This window comes from Paeniglutamicibacter sp., from assembly GCF_046714615.1.
Classification (GTDB): Bacteria; Actinomycetota; Actinomycetes; order Actinomycetales; family Micrococcaceae; genus Paeniglutamicibacter.
In genome coordinates, this window is the sequence record NZ_JBKKAP010000181.1 from 37,627 (window position 1) to 52,148 (window position 14,522).

14 protein-coding genes and 1 riboswitch are annotated in these 14,522 nt (G+C 63.1%); of the genes, 11 read left to right on the forward strand and 3 right to left on the reverse strand.

The window, feature by feature from the left end:
• Positions 1-248: 248 nt before the first annotated feature.
• The 9 genes from ACLQ7E_RS21275 to ACLQ7E_RS21315 all read left to right on the forward strand — a co-directional run bounded on the left by ACLQ7E_RS21275 (position 249) and on the right by ACLQ7E_RS21315 (position 9,908).
• Positions 249-1,673 carry a glutamine synthetase family protein gene (locus ACLQ7E_RS21275; protein ID WP_411734577.1) on the forward strand — a complete coding sequence of 475 codons (1,425 nt, stop codon included), beginning with the start codon at positions 249-251 and terminating at the stop codon, positions 1,671-1,673.
• A 49-nt stretch (positions 1,674-1,722) separates the two neighbouring features.
• Positions 1,723-2,484, forward strand: a complete 762-nt coding sequence (locus ACLQ7E_RS21280; RefSeq protein ID WP_411734578.1) for an SDR family NAD(P)-dependent oxidoreductase — start codon at positions 1,723-1,725, stop codon at positions 2,482-2,484.
• On the forward strand, positions 2,484-3,191 hold the full coding sequence (locus tag ACLQ7E_RS21285; RefSeq protein WP_411734579.1) for a gamma-glutamyl-gamma-aminobutyrate hydrolase family protein: 708 nt from the start codon (positions 2,484-2,486) through the stop codon (positions 3,189-3,191). The genes ACLQ7E_RS21280 and ACLQ7E_RS21285 overlap by 1 nt, the downstream gene beginning before the upstream one ends.
• 2 nt (positions 3,192-3,193) lie before the next feature.
• The gene (locus ACLQ7E_RS21290) at positions 3,194-4,372 is read left to right on the forward strand and encodes a cytochrome P450 (protein WP_411734580.1); all 1,179 of its coding nucleotides are present in this window, start codon (positions 3,194-3,196) and stop codon (positions 4,370-4,372) included.
• Between the two features lie 5 nt (positions 4,373-4,377).
• Positions 4,378-4,590 (forward strand): ferredoxin, encoded by a 213-nt coding sequence (locus ACLQ7E_RS21295; RefSeq protein WP_411734581.1) that lies wholly within the window; start codon positions 4,378-4,380, stop codon positions 4,588-4,590.
• The gene (locus tag ACLQ7E_RS21300) at positions 4,587-5,756 is read left to right on the forward strand and encodes an NAD(P)/FAD-dependent oxidoreductase (protein WP_411734582.1); all 1,170 of its coding nucleotides are present in this window, start codon (positions 4,587-4,589) and stop codon (positions 5,754-5,756) included. The genes ACLQ7E_RS21295 and ACLQ7E_RS21300 overlap by 4 nt, the downstream gene beginning before the upstream one ends.
• A 113-nt stretch (positions 5,757-5,869) precedes the next feature.
• Entirely contained in the window at positions 5,870-6,970 is a 1,101-nt protein-coding gene (locus ACLQ7E_RS21305) for a zinc-binding dehydrogenase (RefSeq protein ID WP_411734583.1), read from the forward strand.
• Positions 6,971-6,994: 24 nt separating this feature from the next.
• Positions 6,995-8,467, forward strand: coding sequence for an aldehyde dehydrogenase family protein (locus ACLQ7E_RS21310; RefSeq protein ID WP_411734584.1), 1,473 nt, complete (start codon positions 6,995-6,997; stop codon positions 8,465-8,467).
• Positions 8,468-8,510: 43 nt separating this feature from the next.
• Positions 8,511-9,908 carry an aspartate aminotransferase family protein gene (locus tag ACLQ7E_RS21315; RefSeq protein ID WP_411734585.1) on the forward strand — a complete coding sequence of 466 codons (1,398 nt, stop codon included), beginning with the start codon at positions 8,511-8,513 and terminating at the stop codon, positions 9,906-9,908.
• 848 nt (positions 9,909-10,756) lie between these two features.
• Here the strand turns inward: ACLQ7E_RS21315 and ACLQ7E_RS21320 are convergent.
• Entirely contained in the window at positions 10,757-11,107 is a 351-nt protein-coding gene (locus ACLQ7E_RS21320; protein ID WP_411734586.1) for a hypothetical protein, read from the reverse strand.
• A 98-nt stretch (positions 11,108-11,205) separates the two neighbouring features.
• A riboswitch (SAM riboswitch) is annotated at positions 11,206-11,330 on the reverse strand.
• Between the two features lie 46 nt (positions 11,331-11,376).
• On the opposite strand from ACLQ7E_RS21320, the gene ACLQ7E_RS21325 reads away from it, so the two are divergent.
• Both ACLQ7E_RS21325 and ACLQ7E_RS21330 read left to right on the forward strand, forming a co-directional pair.
• Complete coding sequence (locus ACLQ7E_RS21325) at positions 11,377-11,982, forward strand: histidine phosphatase family protein (RefSeq protein ID WP_411734587.1); 606 nt, start codon at positions 11,377-11,379, stop codon at positions 11,980-11,982.
• Between the two features lie 133 nt (positions 11,983-12,115).
• The gene (locus ACLQ7E_RS21330) at positions 12,116-12,964 is read left to right on the forward strand and encodes a siderophore-interacting protein (RefSeq protein WP_411734588.1); all 849 of its coding nucleotides are present in this window, start codon (positions 12,116-12,118) and stop codon (positions 12,962-12,964) included.
• Here ACLQ7E_RS21330 and ACLQ7E_RS21335 read toward each other — a convergent pair.
• Positions 12,961-13,881: a DNA-3-methyladenine glycosylase family protein gene (locus ACLQ7E_RS21335; protein WP_411734589.1), complete on the reverse strand. Its 921-nt coding sequence runs from the start codon at positions 13,879-13,881 to the stop codon at positions 12,961-12,963. The genes ACLQ7E_RS21330 and ACLQ7E_RS21335 overlap by 4 nt on opposite strands.
• Positions 13,878-14,474 carry a DNA-3-methyladenine glycosylase I gene (locus ACLQ7E_RS21340; RefSeq protein WP_411734590.1) on the reverse strand — a complete coding sequence of 199 codons (597 nt, stop codon included), beginning with the start codon at positions 14,472-14,474 and terminating at the stop codon, positions 13,878-13,880. Before ACLQ7E_RS21340 ends, ACLQ7E_RS21335 begins: the two co-directional genes overlap by 4 nt.
• Positions 14,475-14,522: the final 48 nt, after the last annotated feature.

Here is a 14,522-nt window from a genome sequence, read left to right on the forward strand (position 1 = left end):
GGTTCGCCCATGCCCGGCAGTGCACGGCGCATGTTCACGGAACCCGAAAAATCACCAGGCTCGGCCCCATCGAGCGGGAAGTGACGGGCAGCGGGCCCGTGTCCAAGCATCAAGTATCACTGAGAAATCACACAGACACTTGTCAAGCGGGAAAACGTTGAGATCAGAGGGCGCATTGCACGCTTCGCGCATGTGCGCAGTGCAAAACGCACACAACCCCCTCCCCATCGATCGATAATGTGATCCGCATGACAACCATCACAAAGTATTCGGAGTCAGGCATGATGAACAAAGGCGTCCGGGGATACGATCCCGCAACGGACTTGGAGACGTTCTTCACCGAAAACGGCATCAAGGTCGTCAAGGTGGGGGCTCCCGACATCGACGGCTTGTGGCGAGGCAAGCGCATCATGGCCAGATACTTTGTTGAAGCTGTCGCCGCGGCCGGCACCAATATTTGCGACATCATCTTCGGCTGGGACATCCAGGATGAGCCGGTCAAGTCGGTGACTTTCACGGGCTGGCATACGGGTTATCCCGATGTGAACCTCCGCCCGGACCTCTCGACGCTCCACACGGTGCCGAGTGAACCAGGCACCGCGGCGGTCATCTGCGACGTCCTCACCCCCGCCGGCGAGATGCTTGACATCGCGCCACGAAGTGTCCTGCGCAGGGTCCTGGACCGTGCAAACTCCTTGGGGTACGACCCCATTTGTGCCTACGAATTCGAGTTCTACCTCTACGAGGGCACTGCCCGGGACCTCGCACGGAGGCAATACCGCGATCTGGCCCCCATCAGCGAGGGTTCGCACACCTACAGCGTTTACCGCGATACCGGAACCGAATTCATCATCGGGGAGATCCGCGACAAGCTCGCCGAGGTCGGCGTGTTCATCGAGGCCAGCAACTCCGAGAACGGCGCCGGGCAGTTCGAAGTCAACATCCATTACGGTAACGCGCTGGAGGCGGCGGACAGTGCCTTGGTGCTCAAGCACGCGGTGAAGGAAATCGCCACGCGCCACGGTTACACCGCAACCTTCATGGCCAAGGTCAACGGCAAGGACGCCGGAAGCTCGGGACATCTGCACCAATCCCTGAATTCGGTGGCCGACGGCAGTTCGCTGTTCGCTAACGCGGACAACAGCAGGGAATTGAGTGAGCTGGGAATGGCCTATATGGCGGGTCTGGTGCACAACGCCAAAGAGCTCAGCGCACTGTACCTACCGACGATCAACTCGTACAAGCGGGTCGAAGGAGGCCAGTGGGCGGGCTCCAACGCCACGTGGGGCTTGGACAATCGCACCGTCGCTATGCGGTCCATCCCGGCCAACGGCCGTTCCGCCCGAATCGAAAACCGGGTCGCAGGCGCGGACGCCAACCCCTACCTTGTCATTGCCGCAAACATCGCCAGCGGCCTGGCCGGCATCGAAAACAGCCTCACGCCACCGCCTGCGGTACAGGGCAACGCCTACGCGCTGGACCTGGATGCCTCCCTTCGCCTACCCAACACCCTGGAAAAGGCCAGCGAACTCCTGGAGGACAGCGCCGTGGCCAAAGAATACCTGGGCGAAAACTTCGTGCGGCACTTCGCCGAAACCCGGCGCTGGGAAGTTCACCAGGCACAGGTAGCGGTCACCGACTGGGAAGTCGCGCGCTACCTGGAACACATCTAACAACCGACCACTTCCAAGTCTTCCACCCCACTTTGAACGGAGAACGAGAATGGCTCGTTTTGACTCGCGATACGCGGCAGTGACAGGCGCCGCCTCCGGCAACGGCCGGGCCATCGCCGAAAAGCTTCTGGAGCAGGGAGCCAAGCTGGCCGCCCTGGATTTGAACACCAAGGCACTGGACGAGGTCTTCGGGGACAACCCGAATGTGCTGCGGATCGAATGCGACGTGGCGGACGAGGACTCCACGCGCAACGCGATGGCCGAGGTGGCCCAGGAATTCGGACGGCTCGACGTACTTGTCAACAATGCGGGCATCGTCAAGTTCGGCACCTTCGACGAGCTCTCCCGCGAGGAATGGGACCAGGTGTTCGCCGTGAACTCCACCGGCCCGTTCCTGGTGTCCCGCGAGGCGGCCCCGCTGCTGCGGGCCGGGAATGTTAAGCACACCCGTGCGATCGTCAACATCACCTCGGTCGAAGCGCACATCGTGATCTCCTCCAGTGGACATCCGCAGATCCACTACAACGCCTCCAAGGGTGCGCTGCTGCAACTGACCCGGGCCCTCGCGGTGGACCTGGCATCCTCGAATATCCGCGTCAATGCGGTGGCCCCCGGCTATATCCGCACCCCCTTCACCGCCGAGGCGCTAAAGGATGAAGAGGTCCAAAAGTTCCTGCTGGACCGCACCCCTCTCGGACGCATTGGCGAACCCGAGGACGTGGCCAACGGCGTGGCCTTCCTGGCCTCGGACGAGGCCAGCTGGGTCACCGGCTCCACGCTCTTCGTCGACGGCGGATGGACGGTGTACTGATGTACTCTCCGTTGATCGGGATATCTGTTCCACGTCAGGTCGCGGACTCCGCCTTTGGCCCCAGGGACTCGGTGCTTCAAGTCTATGAATACGCCGAATCCGTGGTCGCAGCCGGGGGGCGGGCGGTCCTGTTGCCGTCCACCGAAACGATTCCCGAGGATCTGCTGGCCGGAATCGACGGGATTGTGCTCAGTGGAGGCGGTGACCTGTCGCCGGAGCTCTATGGCGAGGCACCGCTCGAGAGCACCTACGGGGTCAGCCGTATCCGCGATGCCTATGAGGTTGCCATCGTTGAACAGGCAGAGAAGCACGGCATTCCGATTCTGGCGATCTGCCGCGGACTGCAACTGATCAATGTGCTGCGCGGTGGAAGCCTGCAGCTGCACATCGACGACCACTGGCAGACCATCGCTTCCGACGAGCCACTGCACTCCGTTGACGTGGTCGACGGCTCCGCGCTGGCTGAAATCATCGGTGACACCAGCATGGACGTCAACAGCTACCACCACCAGGCCATCGAACGCCTCGGGGAAGGGCTGACCCCCGTCGCCTTTGCCGGGGACATCGTCGAAGCCTTCGAAGACAGCAGCAAGGGGATCATCGCCGTGCAGTGGCACCCCGAGCACCTCTACCAGGTTTCACGACAGAACCTGGCCCTCTTTACCGACTTAGTAAAACGCGCCGGACGCGTTCGAGAAAGGAACTGATCATGGCAACCACAGACAAGCTCCAGGACTTCGACTTCCACGGCAAGGCCCTGGATAACATCTTCGAGGACTACGAAGTCATGCTCGACAAGTGCCCGGTAGGACACAGCTCCAAGTACGGAGGGTTCAAGTACATCGCCAAGAGTGAGGACATTTTCGCCGCTGAGCAGGACCCTGAAACCTTCGCGGTGGGCCCTTCCATGCTGCTTCCCTCCTTCGGCACTGACATGCCGCTGATCCCCATCGACATCGATCCGCCAAACCACCAGGCCTACCGGGCCATCCTGTTGCCACTTTTCACGCCCATGAAGATCGCCAAGCTGGAACCTGGTATGCGTGAAACCGCCGCGCAACTGGTGGCCGAAGTGCGCGAGACCGCGGCCAAGAATGGCGGGGTGGCGGATGTGTCCGCGGTCTTCGCCCGCCCCATGCCAACGATCATCTTCGGCCGACTGGCCGGGTACCCGGAAGCTGACTGGCCGATCTTCGACCGCTGGATCGACGAGATCATTTACGAACGCACCTCGAAGCCGGAGGTGGCCAACGCAGCCAGTGCTGAGTTGATGGACTATTTCGACAAGCTCATTGACGCCCGACTAGCCGATGCCGGCCACCACGACGACCTGGTGCAAAAGATCATCGAGGCGCGGGTCGACGGGCGCGAACTGACCCGCGACGAACAACTCTCCTATTGCTATCTGCTGTTCTTGGCCGGACTCGACACCACCGCGTGGGGCATTCGCTCGGCGCTGTGGTACCTGGCGCAGAATCCGGTGGCACAGCAGCAGCTGCGCGAGAACCCGGAGATGATCCCCACCGCCACCGAGGAATTCCTACGTACCCTCTCCCCAGTGCAAGCCATGGCCCGGACGTGTATGAAGGACACCGTTGTGTCGGGCCAAGAGATCAAGGCAGGCGAACGTGTTGCCTTGGTCTTCGGTGCCGCCAACCGCGATCCTGAGGTCTTCGAGAATCCCAACGAGATCCAGATCGACCGCGAAGATAACCGCCACCTGGCCTTCGGCGGCGGCATCCACCGTTGCCTGGGCTCCAACCTTGGTCGCAAGGAAATCATCGTGGCCCTGGAGGAGTTCCTCAAGGGCATCGAGCACTTCGAAGTCGACGGCGGAGAGGCTTGGCACGGCGTCGGCCCACTGACCGTCCGTGTCGGAAAGGACTAGGGACCATGACGCAGGAACTTTACGTTGACTTGGCCCGCTGCCAGGGTCACGCCCGGTGCTTCGCGCTGGCCCCAGAAACCTTCACCATAGACGAGGAGGGCTACGGGCACGTGCTCGAGGGGCGCGAAGGATCTCATGAGGAGGAGCGCGTGCGCAAGGCAATCAAGAACTGTCCCGAACGTGCCATCAAGTTGCGCGAGGTTGGAGAAGCGGCGTGAAAAACCACTACGGATTAGTCGTCGTGGGCGCCTCGGTAGCAGCCGAGGCCCTCACCTCCCGGCTGCTGGAAATGGGCTACATGGGCGAGATCCTGGTGCTGGATGCCGACCCGCGGATGCCATACGAGCGTCCGCCCCTGTCAAAGAACTACTTCGCAGACCCCGAGGACACTGAAATCGGCGTCGAATGGGATCAGTCGATCTCTCTGACGGTAGCTCGGGCCATTGGGGTGGACCACGCAGTATCCACTGTCACGGTGATGGAGGACGGCAGCTCCGACGAGCGCGTCATCAGTTACGGAACGCTGGTGATCGCCACAGGGGCACAGTCGATCCACCTGCCGTTCGAGCCAAGCGACGTGTTGGGCCTGCGCAGTGCTGGGGACGCAGACAAGATCCGGGCCGCTGCGGATGCCGGCGGCAAGGTGGGGATCATCGGTGCCGGGGCCATCGGCGCCGAACTTGCCACCTCCTTGCGAAACCGCGGTGCCGAGGTCGTGCTGCTGGACAAGTCCGACAGGCCGCTGGAGCGCTTGCTGGCTGGCCACCTGGGAACCGAGATCGCCCGGTGGCTGGACGATCTCGGGGTTGAAAGCCGCTGGAACGTCGACATCACGGCAATCACGGGCGGACCGGGGAATTGGACGGTGCAGCTGGCGGGTGCCGAGCCGGTTGCAGTGGATGTGCTCGTCAGCGCCGTGGGAGTCCGTCCAGCCGTTGGCTGGCTCGAGGCGAGCGGGTTGCTGCGCAACGGTGCGCTGGTCTGCGACGACGAGGGCCGGGTACTGGTCGGCGACCAGCCCGCCGATAACATCTTCGCTGCCGGCGATGTGGTCACCCGCCAGTTCCCCGACGGCACCCTGGCACGCACCGAAAGCTGGAGTGCCGCCGTCGAGCAGGGCTCCCGGCTGGCCGAGGTGTTTGCCGGCCAGGTCCCCGCGCCGACGGAGCTCCCCTACTTCTGGACCGATGTGGCAGGACGGAAGATCCAGGTGCTGGGCACCGTGAGTCGCGAGGGGTTCCTGGATGTGGAATTCGAAAATCCGGCGCGCGGAGCGACCCTCTACAAGATCACCGACCCGCAGAACAGCACCACCGGATGGATCGGCATCAATGCGCAGGCCAAGATAGCCCAGCTGCGGATGGCCGCGACAGTCGGTTCCTGAGCCGCGTCGGGCCGAGGTCCACCCAATCCATCACGGGGTCGCACCAAAACGGGACGGCCCTGACGTGGGGCACCACCATTCATCTTCCAAACCTCCGAAAGCGAGAACCACCCATGGGACGGACCCCCATCCGCGCCGCAGTCCTGCGCGAAGCCGGTGCCGGCCTGGGCATCGAGGAACTTTACCTGGATGACCCGCAACCCGGGGAAGTCGCGATCCGCACCCTGGCCGCCGGGCTGTGCCACAGCGACCTGCATTACATCACCGGGAGCCAGCCCATCGGGTTGCCGGCAGTCCTGGGGCATGAGGCAGTGGGCGAGATCGTGGCGGTGGGCGACGCGAAGCTAGAGCACCGTTTGGGTGAACGCGTCGTAGCCACTATCACGCCGTCCTGTGGTGCCTGCGCGCAGTGCATCAAGGGCATGCCAACGCTGTGCCTGGACACCGCACGGCTGCGTGAGCGCAATGCCGCGAAGCTGGTTGATTCCTCGGGCAAGCCAGTGAACAGCCTGGGCTCCATCGGGGCCTTCGCGGAACAATTCGTCATCAACGCCAATGCCGCCATCCCCGTGGATGCAGGCATCCCGGCGGCGGAGGCCTGCCTGATGGGCTGCGCCATTTCAACTGGCTTTGGCGCCGTCGTCCACGGGGCCCAGGTCTCCGCCCTGGACACCGTGGCCGTCATCGGCTGCGGCGGCATCGGAGTCGCAGCCATCCAAGCCGCCCGCATTGCGGGGGCCCGAAAAATCATCGCGATCGACGTGCACCGCGAGAAACTCGAAAGGGCACGGGCCTTCGGGGCCACCGACACCATCCTCTCCTCCGAGCGCTTGGTCTCGGACGTGCAGGAAATATGTCCCGGGGGCGTCGACAAGAGCTTCGAGGCCGTCGGTTCGCCGACCACCGCGGGGATGGCCTTCAGCATCCTGGGGCCCGGCGGAACCGCCACGATCCTGGGACTAGAACGCCCCGGAAGCCAAATCCAACTCGACGCAGCGGCACTGATCGAAGGTGACCGGAAAATCACCGGTGCCTACATGGGCTCCAGCCAGCCCTCACGCGACATTGCCGCATTTGCCAACCATCGGGCCACAGGCGCCCTGCGCCTGGCGGACATGGTGACGTCCCGCTGGCGGTTCGACCAGATCAACGACGGCTTCGCGGCCATGAGCGAGCCCCAGGCCATCCGCTCTGTCATTGAATTCCAACCATAGACATTCACCCAGGAGGCAGCAACCATGATTGATGTACAACCCGAAATCATCACCCAACGCTCGCGCATTGGCGGGCGGTGGGTCGACCTGTCGGCCACAGACGCCCACCTTGCCGATCCGAATACCGGTGAGCCCCGGCAACCCAAATGCGCCACCTCGCTGGAGGACGTCGAACGGGCCCTTCAGGCCGCCCGGGATCTGCATGACGGCGGCCAGCTCGAGGACACTGCATTGGAGGACCGTGTCGAACTGCTGCTGGCAGTGGCCGACCGAGTTGAGGCCATCGCTGAAAGGATCGCTTTCCAGGATTCAATCAATACGGGCACGCCCATCAATACCGCGCGGCTGGTCGCCGGATCGTTTGGCGACAGGATCCGCGGCGCCGCCCGGGATGCAGCGGAGCTGGGGTCTTCGATCGCGCTGGGAGACGTCGACCGCCCGGTTTACCTCCTGCGCAAGGCATTGGGCCCTGCACTGATCGTGGCACCGTGGAACGCCCCGACCTTCACCGTGATCGGCAAGGTCGCGGCAGCCATGGCTGCCGGATGCCCGGTGCTGCTCAAGCCCTCGGAGAACGCACCCGGCGGTTGCCAACTCTTCTCCGAGATCCTGGTGGATGAAATGCAGCGCCGAAACTATCCGGAAGCGGCTTTCCAGCTGGTCCACGGAAGTTCATCCATCGGCGCTGTGCTCACCGGCGACCCCCGCATCGAGGTGCTCTCCTTCACCGGCGGCGGGTCCGCCGGCCGAACTGTCGCGGCTGCCGCGGCATCGAACCTCAACGCCATGCAACTCGAACTAGGCTCGAACAACCCAGCCATCGTCCTTGAGGACGCCGATCTCGAAGCCGCAGCTGCGAGCATCGTGGACGGGATGACCCGGCTGAATGGCCAGTGGTGCGAAGCGCCGGGCAAGATCCTGGTCATGGAATCCGTCCACGACGACTTCGTCGAAGCCATGCGGACACGTATCGCTTCCTTGCGCGTCGGGCACTGCCTGGAACCGGACACGCAGGTAGGACCATTGGCCTTCGAACGCCACTTCACTCAGCTTGGCGCGTCCCTTGACCGACTCGTTTCCTTAGGTGGACGGAAGATCACGGTCACCGACATGCCTGCGCTCGGTGGCTGGTTCATGGCACCTGGAATGGTAATCGGGTGCCGTGCCGAAGATGCGACCGAGGAGCTCTTCGGTCCGGTGGTCACGGTGCACGCCGTAGCCTCCGAGGCCGAGGCGCTGGTCCATGCTAACGCCGTAGGCGGCGGCCTTGACGCATTCGTCTTCAGCGCTGACCATGACCGTGCCCTCCGAATCGCTGGAAAGATCCGTGCGGGCGAGGTACGCATCAACGGAACATTCATGTCCGACCTCGCGGAAGGATCCCAGCAAACATTCTGGGGCACCAGCGGCATCGGCGGTCACGGTCCGCAAAACGGCGTTCGATTCTATCTGGGTGATCGCGTTATCGGCGTGGACCGCACGGATCTGCCCCTCTAGCCCCCGTTACCTGCGTGGTGACCAGACGTTCTAAGGAATCTCCATGACTACAAGCGCTCTGCTCAAGCAGACAGTCGATAAGACCTATCCAACGGTCACCCACGGTAGGGGTGTGTTCCTCTATGACGAAGAAGGGCGTGAGTATCTGGACGGTTCCAGCGGCGCCATGACAGCCAGCATGGGTCACGGTGTCAAGGAAATCGCCGACGCGATGCAAGACCAGGCCGAGCGCGTCGCCTTCACCTACCGAACCCAGTTCACGAACGAGCCCGCGGAGGACCTTGCGCGTCGACTGACGCAACTGGCTCCAGGAGATCTCAACTGGGCGTTCTTCGTCAGTAGCGGCTCCGAAGCCACCGAATTCGCCATTCGCGCGGCGGTAAGTCACTGGCGCGAAAAGGGTGCTCCCCAGAAGGTGAAGGTCCTCGGGCGGCGGATCAGTTACCACGGCATGACCATGGGAGCCTTGTCCATGTCAGGGCACCAGGCGCGCCGCCCGGACTATGGATCCCTGTTGCATCCCTTTCCCGTCGGCCCTCCGGCCTACGCTTATCGATTCGGGCACCCCGGCGAAAGCGAAGGCGAATATGCCGAGCGCGCCGCGGCGGCCTTCGAAGATGCAATCCTTGCGGAAGATCCTGCTACGGTCGCGGGCATCATCGTGGAGCCGATCGTCGGCGCCGCCGGCGGTGTCCTAGTGCCGCCGGCGGGATACCTCGCGCGCCTGCGGGAGATCTGTGACCGATTGGACGTCTTGTTCCTCATGGACGAGGTCATCACGGGGGTAGGGCGGACCGGTGATTGGTTTGCCAGCACCCACGATGGGGTGGTACCTGACCTTCTCATGACAGGCAAGGGCCTGAGCGGGGGATACTCTCCCGTGGCAGCCATTCTCATGCGAGAACACTTGGTGGAGGCGATAAGGGAAGGCAGCGGTGGTGCTCCGTTTGGCCACACTTTTTCCGGGAATCCCGTCGGAGCGGCCACATGCATTGCCGTTCTGGACATTATGGAGCGCCAAGACGTCCTTGAAAACGTCAGAAATCGAGGTGCACAGCTGGAAGAGGGTCTAAGAGCGTTGTCGCGCCGCTACCGGCACATGGCCGATGTGCGCGGCCGCGGATTGCTTTGGGGGTTCGAATTTGTCATCAACCCCGAGACCAAGCAGGCCCCAGATCCCAGACACAATGCGGCGAACGTATTCGTCGAACAATGTCTCGCACAAAGCCTCATCGTTTACCCCGCAGGGATCGCGCCGCTAAACAACGCGACGATTATTTCACCGCCTCTGGTGATCACCGAGGGCGAAACGCAGATATTGCTGGGCAAACTGGATGAAGCGCTTCAAACCATGGAGCATCACATCGAGGTGTGGATAGCCGAAAGCACAAACCGCTCCCATTCGGTGGCCGCGGGCCACACGGCCGGACGCATTTCGTGAGCACTTTATCGATCACACGGGAGGAAGAGTGAGGAACCGCAACTTGCCGGAGCCAATAGAGTGCCTGGATCCTGGCCCTAAGTCATTAACTCCGAGGGGCCCGCTACATGGGCGGCTGGGCCGTGGGGGTCCTGAAAATGACAGTGTTTTACTGTCGGGTTTTTTGGTGACCGCGTGTCGCGGTGAAGGATCGGCATAGGAGGTGCCCTGGGCCCCGGATCGCGGAGATGACTTTCCGAGACATTGTGAATCGCGGAAACTCGATCAATCTTGATTGGGATGGCGTTCCTTGGGCGTCTTGGAAACCTATGGTGCCTGCTTGCTTCTTAATGACGTCTGACCGGCGCTTAATTATGCTGACTTGCAGATTATTGGTGCCTCGATCGGTGCCTATTGGCGGATTTTCTTAACCCCTCGAACTCGCCCGTGCCAACGTCGAGGCGGGCGGCGGTATGCGGGCGTCATCGCCCGCGACGGCGAGATTCTCGCCATTCGCGAAGCGCACACAAGACTTGGCACCGCGGATCCAACCGGGTCCACCAATTACATGCTTGCCCACCCAAGACCGATGTGCTTGGGCTCGCCGTATTGCTGCAGACCCGCCCACCCTATGTTCCTTGCCCAGCGGGATGACGACGAACCGCGCATCGTCGAAGACCTCGAGCACCTCAAACTGACTACCTCATTATGCAGAATCCGCGAAAGACTGGACCGAACGCCGGCTGCCGATGGAATACCAGCCCCGCGACGCCTACAGTTCCTGGCACGAACGAAATTCCGGCAGCCGCAACGTACCCACGAGCCCGCACCCAACCTAGGCCCAAGGCCTAGGTTCGTCGCACGGGCTCCTAGGAAAGTTGCAGGTCGCCCGTCAGGGACTCGAAGTCCCGGGCCAATGTCTCGTCGCGGTCGAAGTTGCAGGCAGAGAGCGGTTCGGTGCTGAACGAGAAGTAGCGCAGCCCGGCACTGTGTCGCGGGTCCGCGGGAAGCGCGATCGCGTTGTTGTGGAAATTCACCCGGCCCAGCGAGAGCCCCGGTGCCGGTTGCGGCGCAATGCGCAGCAGCTGGGCAATGTCCGGAAGGTCGTGGGCGAACACCTGGTGGTGGGTTCCGCCGGCAAAGACATGCAGCGTCAGTCCGTGGGTCGGGGACATCGCAACCTCGACGTCCGCCGGGGCCCACAGGGTAGGCCTGGTCATCAGGCTCCTGATCGCACGGGGATTGGTGCGGTGGCCGGAGTGGAACGAGTTGCAGGTGTCTGTCGAACGTGACTGATCGCGCAAGGGGTGGCGCCTTTCGTGTGCTCTTGTCCCCGAGGCAGCGGCTGCTGCCAGGACCGCTTCGTCATCCGAACCACCCGTGAAGCATGGGGTTGGTGTGTGCGCCGGGTCGGAGCCCTAAGCTGGCGCGCATCTCGTGAAGCTGGTTTCATCGTACCAAAACACCGGAGACGATTTAGAGTTAATGAATGAGACTCATCTTGATCCGCCACGGGCAGACCGCTTCGAACGTGGCGCAGGCGCTGGACACCGCGGCCCCCGGTGCGCCGCTGGACGAGACCGGACTCGCCCAGGTGCGGGCACTCGTGGAACGGCTCGGCGCCGAGGACGTCGACGCGGTTTACTCCTCGCCGTTGCTGCGTGCCAAGATGACCGCCACGCCCCTGGCTGAATCGCGCGGCCTGGTCCTGGCCGAGCACGCGGGGTTGAGCGAGATCTCCGCAGGGGAACTGGAAATGCGCAACGACCCCGAAGCCCAGCTCGCCTACCGCGACGTGTTTTTCCGCTGGCTCTCCGGCGACCTGGCCGCGAAGGTTGCAGGTGGCGAGGATGCGCACACCGCACTGGACCGCTTCAACACGGTCATCGAGGAGGCCCGAGCCGCGGGGACCGGGAAACTAGTCGTGGTCAGCCACGCGGCGATGCTGGTGACCTGGCTTGCCTCGCGGAGCACAAACTTCGACCTTGGCCTGCTGCGCCCGACGCCCCTGGCCAACACTGGCGTGGTGACGCTGGATACGGCTGTCGAATCACGGTGGATCATGCGCAGTTGGCAGGACCGACACCTGGATTGAGGGGCAACTTTCGCGGATTCCCGGTGGTTTGTTCAAACGAATCGGGTCGGGTGAATGTTACCTGCATTGACTTCGTCGATGCTCCGTCGAATAGGATAGGTTTACCTTCCCTAATCCAAGAAAGTGGTAATTAGTGAGTACGCAACGTTCGGCACGTCCGGTTCGGCCCCAGGTAGTCCTCGAGGTTTTGGCGAGCGAGCGACTGAGTCCCCACATGATGCGACTGACCTTTGGCGGACCGGGCTTTGTAGATTTCCAGGACAAGGCAGTCTCCGACCGCTACGTCAAGATCCTTTTTGCCAAGCCCGAGCTGGGGCTGGTGCCCCCGTTTGACCTTGACGCCTTGCGCGAGCAGCTGGCTCCGGAAGATTTCCCGGTTCGCCGCACCTACACCCTGCGCCACGTGGATCTCGAAGCCCAAACCGTGCAGATCGACTTCGTCATCCACGGTGACCAAGGCCTGGCAGGCCCCTGGGCCCAGAACGCCAAGATGGGTGACCTGATCTGCTTCACCAGCCCGGGCGGACTCTACACGCCAGACCCGGAATTCGACCGTCACCTGCTCATCGGGGACGAGACCGCTCTTCCGGCGATTTCCGCGGCCGTCGAGGACATGACCCCGGACATGGTGGGGGACATCTACCTTGAGGTATCTGGCCCCGAGGACGAGGTCCAGCTGGACGTGCCCGCAGGAGTCAACGTCCACTGGCTGCACCGCGGTGGCTACTTCACCCCGGAAGGCACCCGGCTCGAGGCAGTGGTGCGTGATGCGCCATGGCACGAGGGAACGATTCAGGTCTTTGCCCACGGCGAACGTGAAACCATGAAGTCGTTGCGTGCCTACCTCAATGGCGAACGCGGCGTGGACCGCAGGGCCATGTCGCTGTCCGCCTACTGGGCGTTCGGACGTGCCGAGGACGAGTTCCAGGCCGAAAAGAAGTCGCCCATCGGGCAGATCTTCCCGGAGACACTCAGCGCCTAGTCCGGTCGAGGACCGGGTTTACTCCGGTCCGCTCGTGCGGCCGTCTTGGAGGTAGCGGGCGGCAGCGGGGCCATCGGGTCTGAAGCCCAAAGATGGACCATGGCGTAGGACCGGTATGGTGCCCATGATTCCGCCAACTTGGCTGCCTCGCGTTCGGTGATCCGGTTCAGCGCCCGCCGCGCGACCAGGTCGCCGGGCACGAATGCATCCGGATCGCTGCGGCCGCGCATCTGGAGGTAGTCTGCGGTCCAGGGGCCGACGCCGCGCAGTGCCAGAAGTTCGGTGCGGTCCAATGGGATGCCCGGTGTGCCTGCGAACTTCTTGGCGGCGAAGCTTTCCGCCATCACGAACAAGGTGGCCGCCCGGGACTTGGTGAGCCCAATGGTTTCGCGCAGGATGTCGACGCCGTGCGCAACCACCGCCTCGGGTGTCGGGAAGATGCGCAGGCCCCCAGGCCCGTCGCTTCCGTAGGCGCCAACGAAGCGTCCGCCAAAGGTCCGGCCCGCCGCCAGGGTTACCTGCTGGCCAAGAATCGTGGTGGCTGCGGCCTCGAAGCCATTGAGGTATCCGATCAGGCGCAACCATGGCCGGGCCCTCACCAGTGGGCCGAGCAAGCCGTCTGCGGCGAAATACCGTTGCACGTGCGTGAGGTCCGAATCCAGGTCCAGCCAGGCACGCACGATGCTTTCGAGCTGGTCGAGGTCATGTGCGTCCGCCTCGGCGCAGGTAAGTTGCACGCCGTTCTCGGCAAATTCCAGCTCGACGATCTTCGGGCCTGAATCGATTGACACCACTCGGCTGTGCCGCCGTGCAGCGGGCTCGTGGATGTCGAGGGTTGCGATCGAATGGATGCCCAGCGTCCGCATCATGTGCCCGGGGTCCAACAAGCCGTTGGACTTCAGGAAGCGCGAGCTCATGCCGGCCAGATGCCCGAGGTGCCGCGCCGGTGGGAGCCCAACAGGTGCGTGTCCACGATGCCCAGCGCCTCCATGAGCGCAAACATGGTCGTTGGTCCCACGAAAGCGAAGCCGCGCTTCTTCAGCGCCTTTGACAGTGCCACGGATTCGGGGCTGGTGGTGGGGATGTCTTCCAGCACGTTTGGTGCCGGGGTGGAATCGGGCTGGAACGACCAGATGAACTCGGCCAGGCCGCCGTCCTCGCGCAGGGCGATGGTGGCCTTCGCGTTCTTGATGGTCGCCAGGATCTTGGCGCGGTTGCGGATGATCCCTGCATTGCCCAGCAGCTCCTCGACCTTCGCATCGCCGAAGCCTTCAATGACCTCCGGGTCGAACCCGGCGAAGGCCTCGCGGAAATTCTCGCGCTTGCGCAAGATGGTGGCCCAGGACAGCCCGGCTTGGAACGCCTCGAGGCTCAGCCGCTCAAAGACGCCGTGCTCGTCACGCACCGGCATTCCCCACTCGGTGTCGTAATACGTGCGCATCATCGGATCAGTCGCCGCCCAGGACGGTCGGGCAAGGCTGTCTTCGCCAACGATTATTCCGGTGCTCATGGTCCAATCCTGCCACGGCTTTTCCCCGTTGGCTTTATCGCCAAAAAT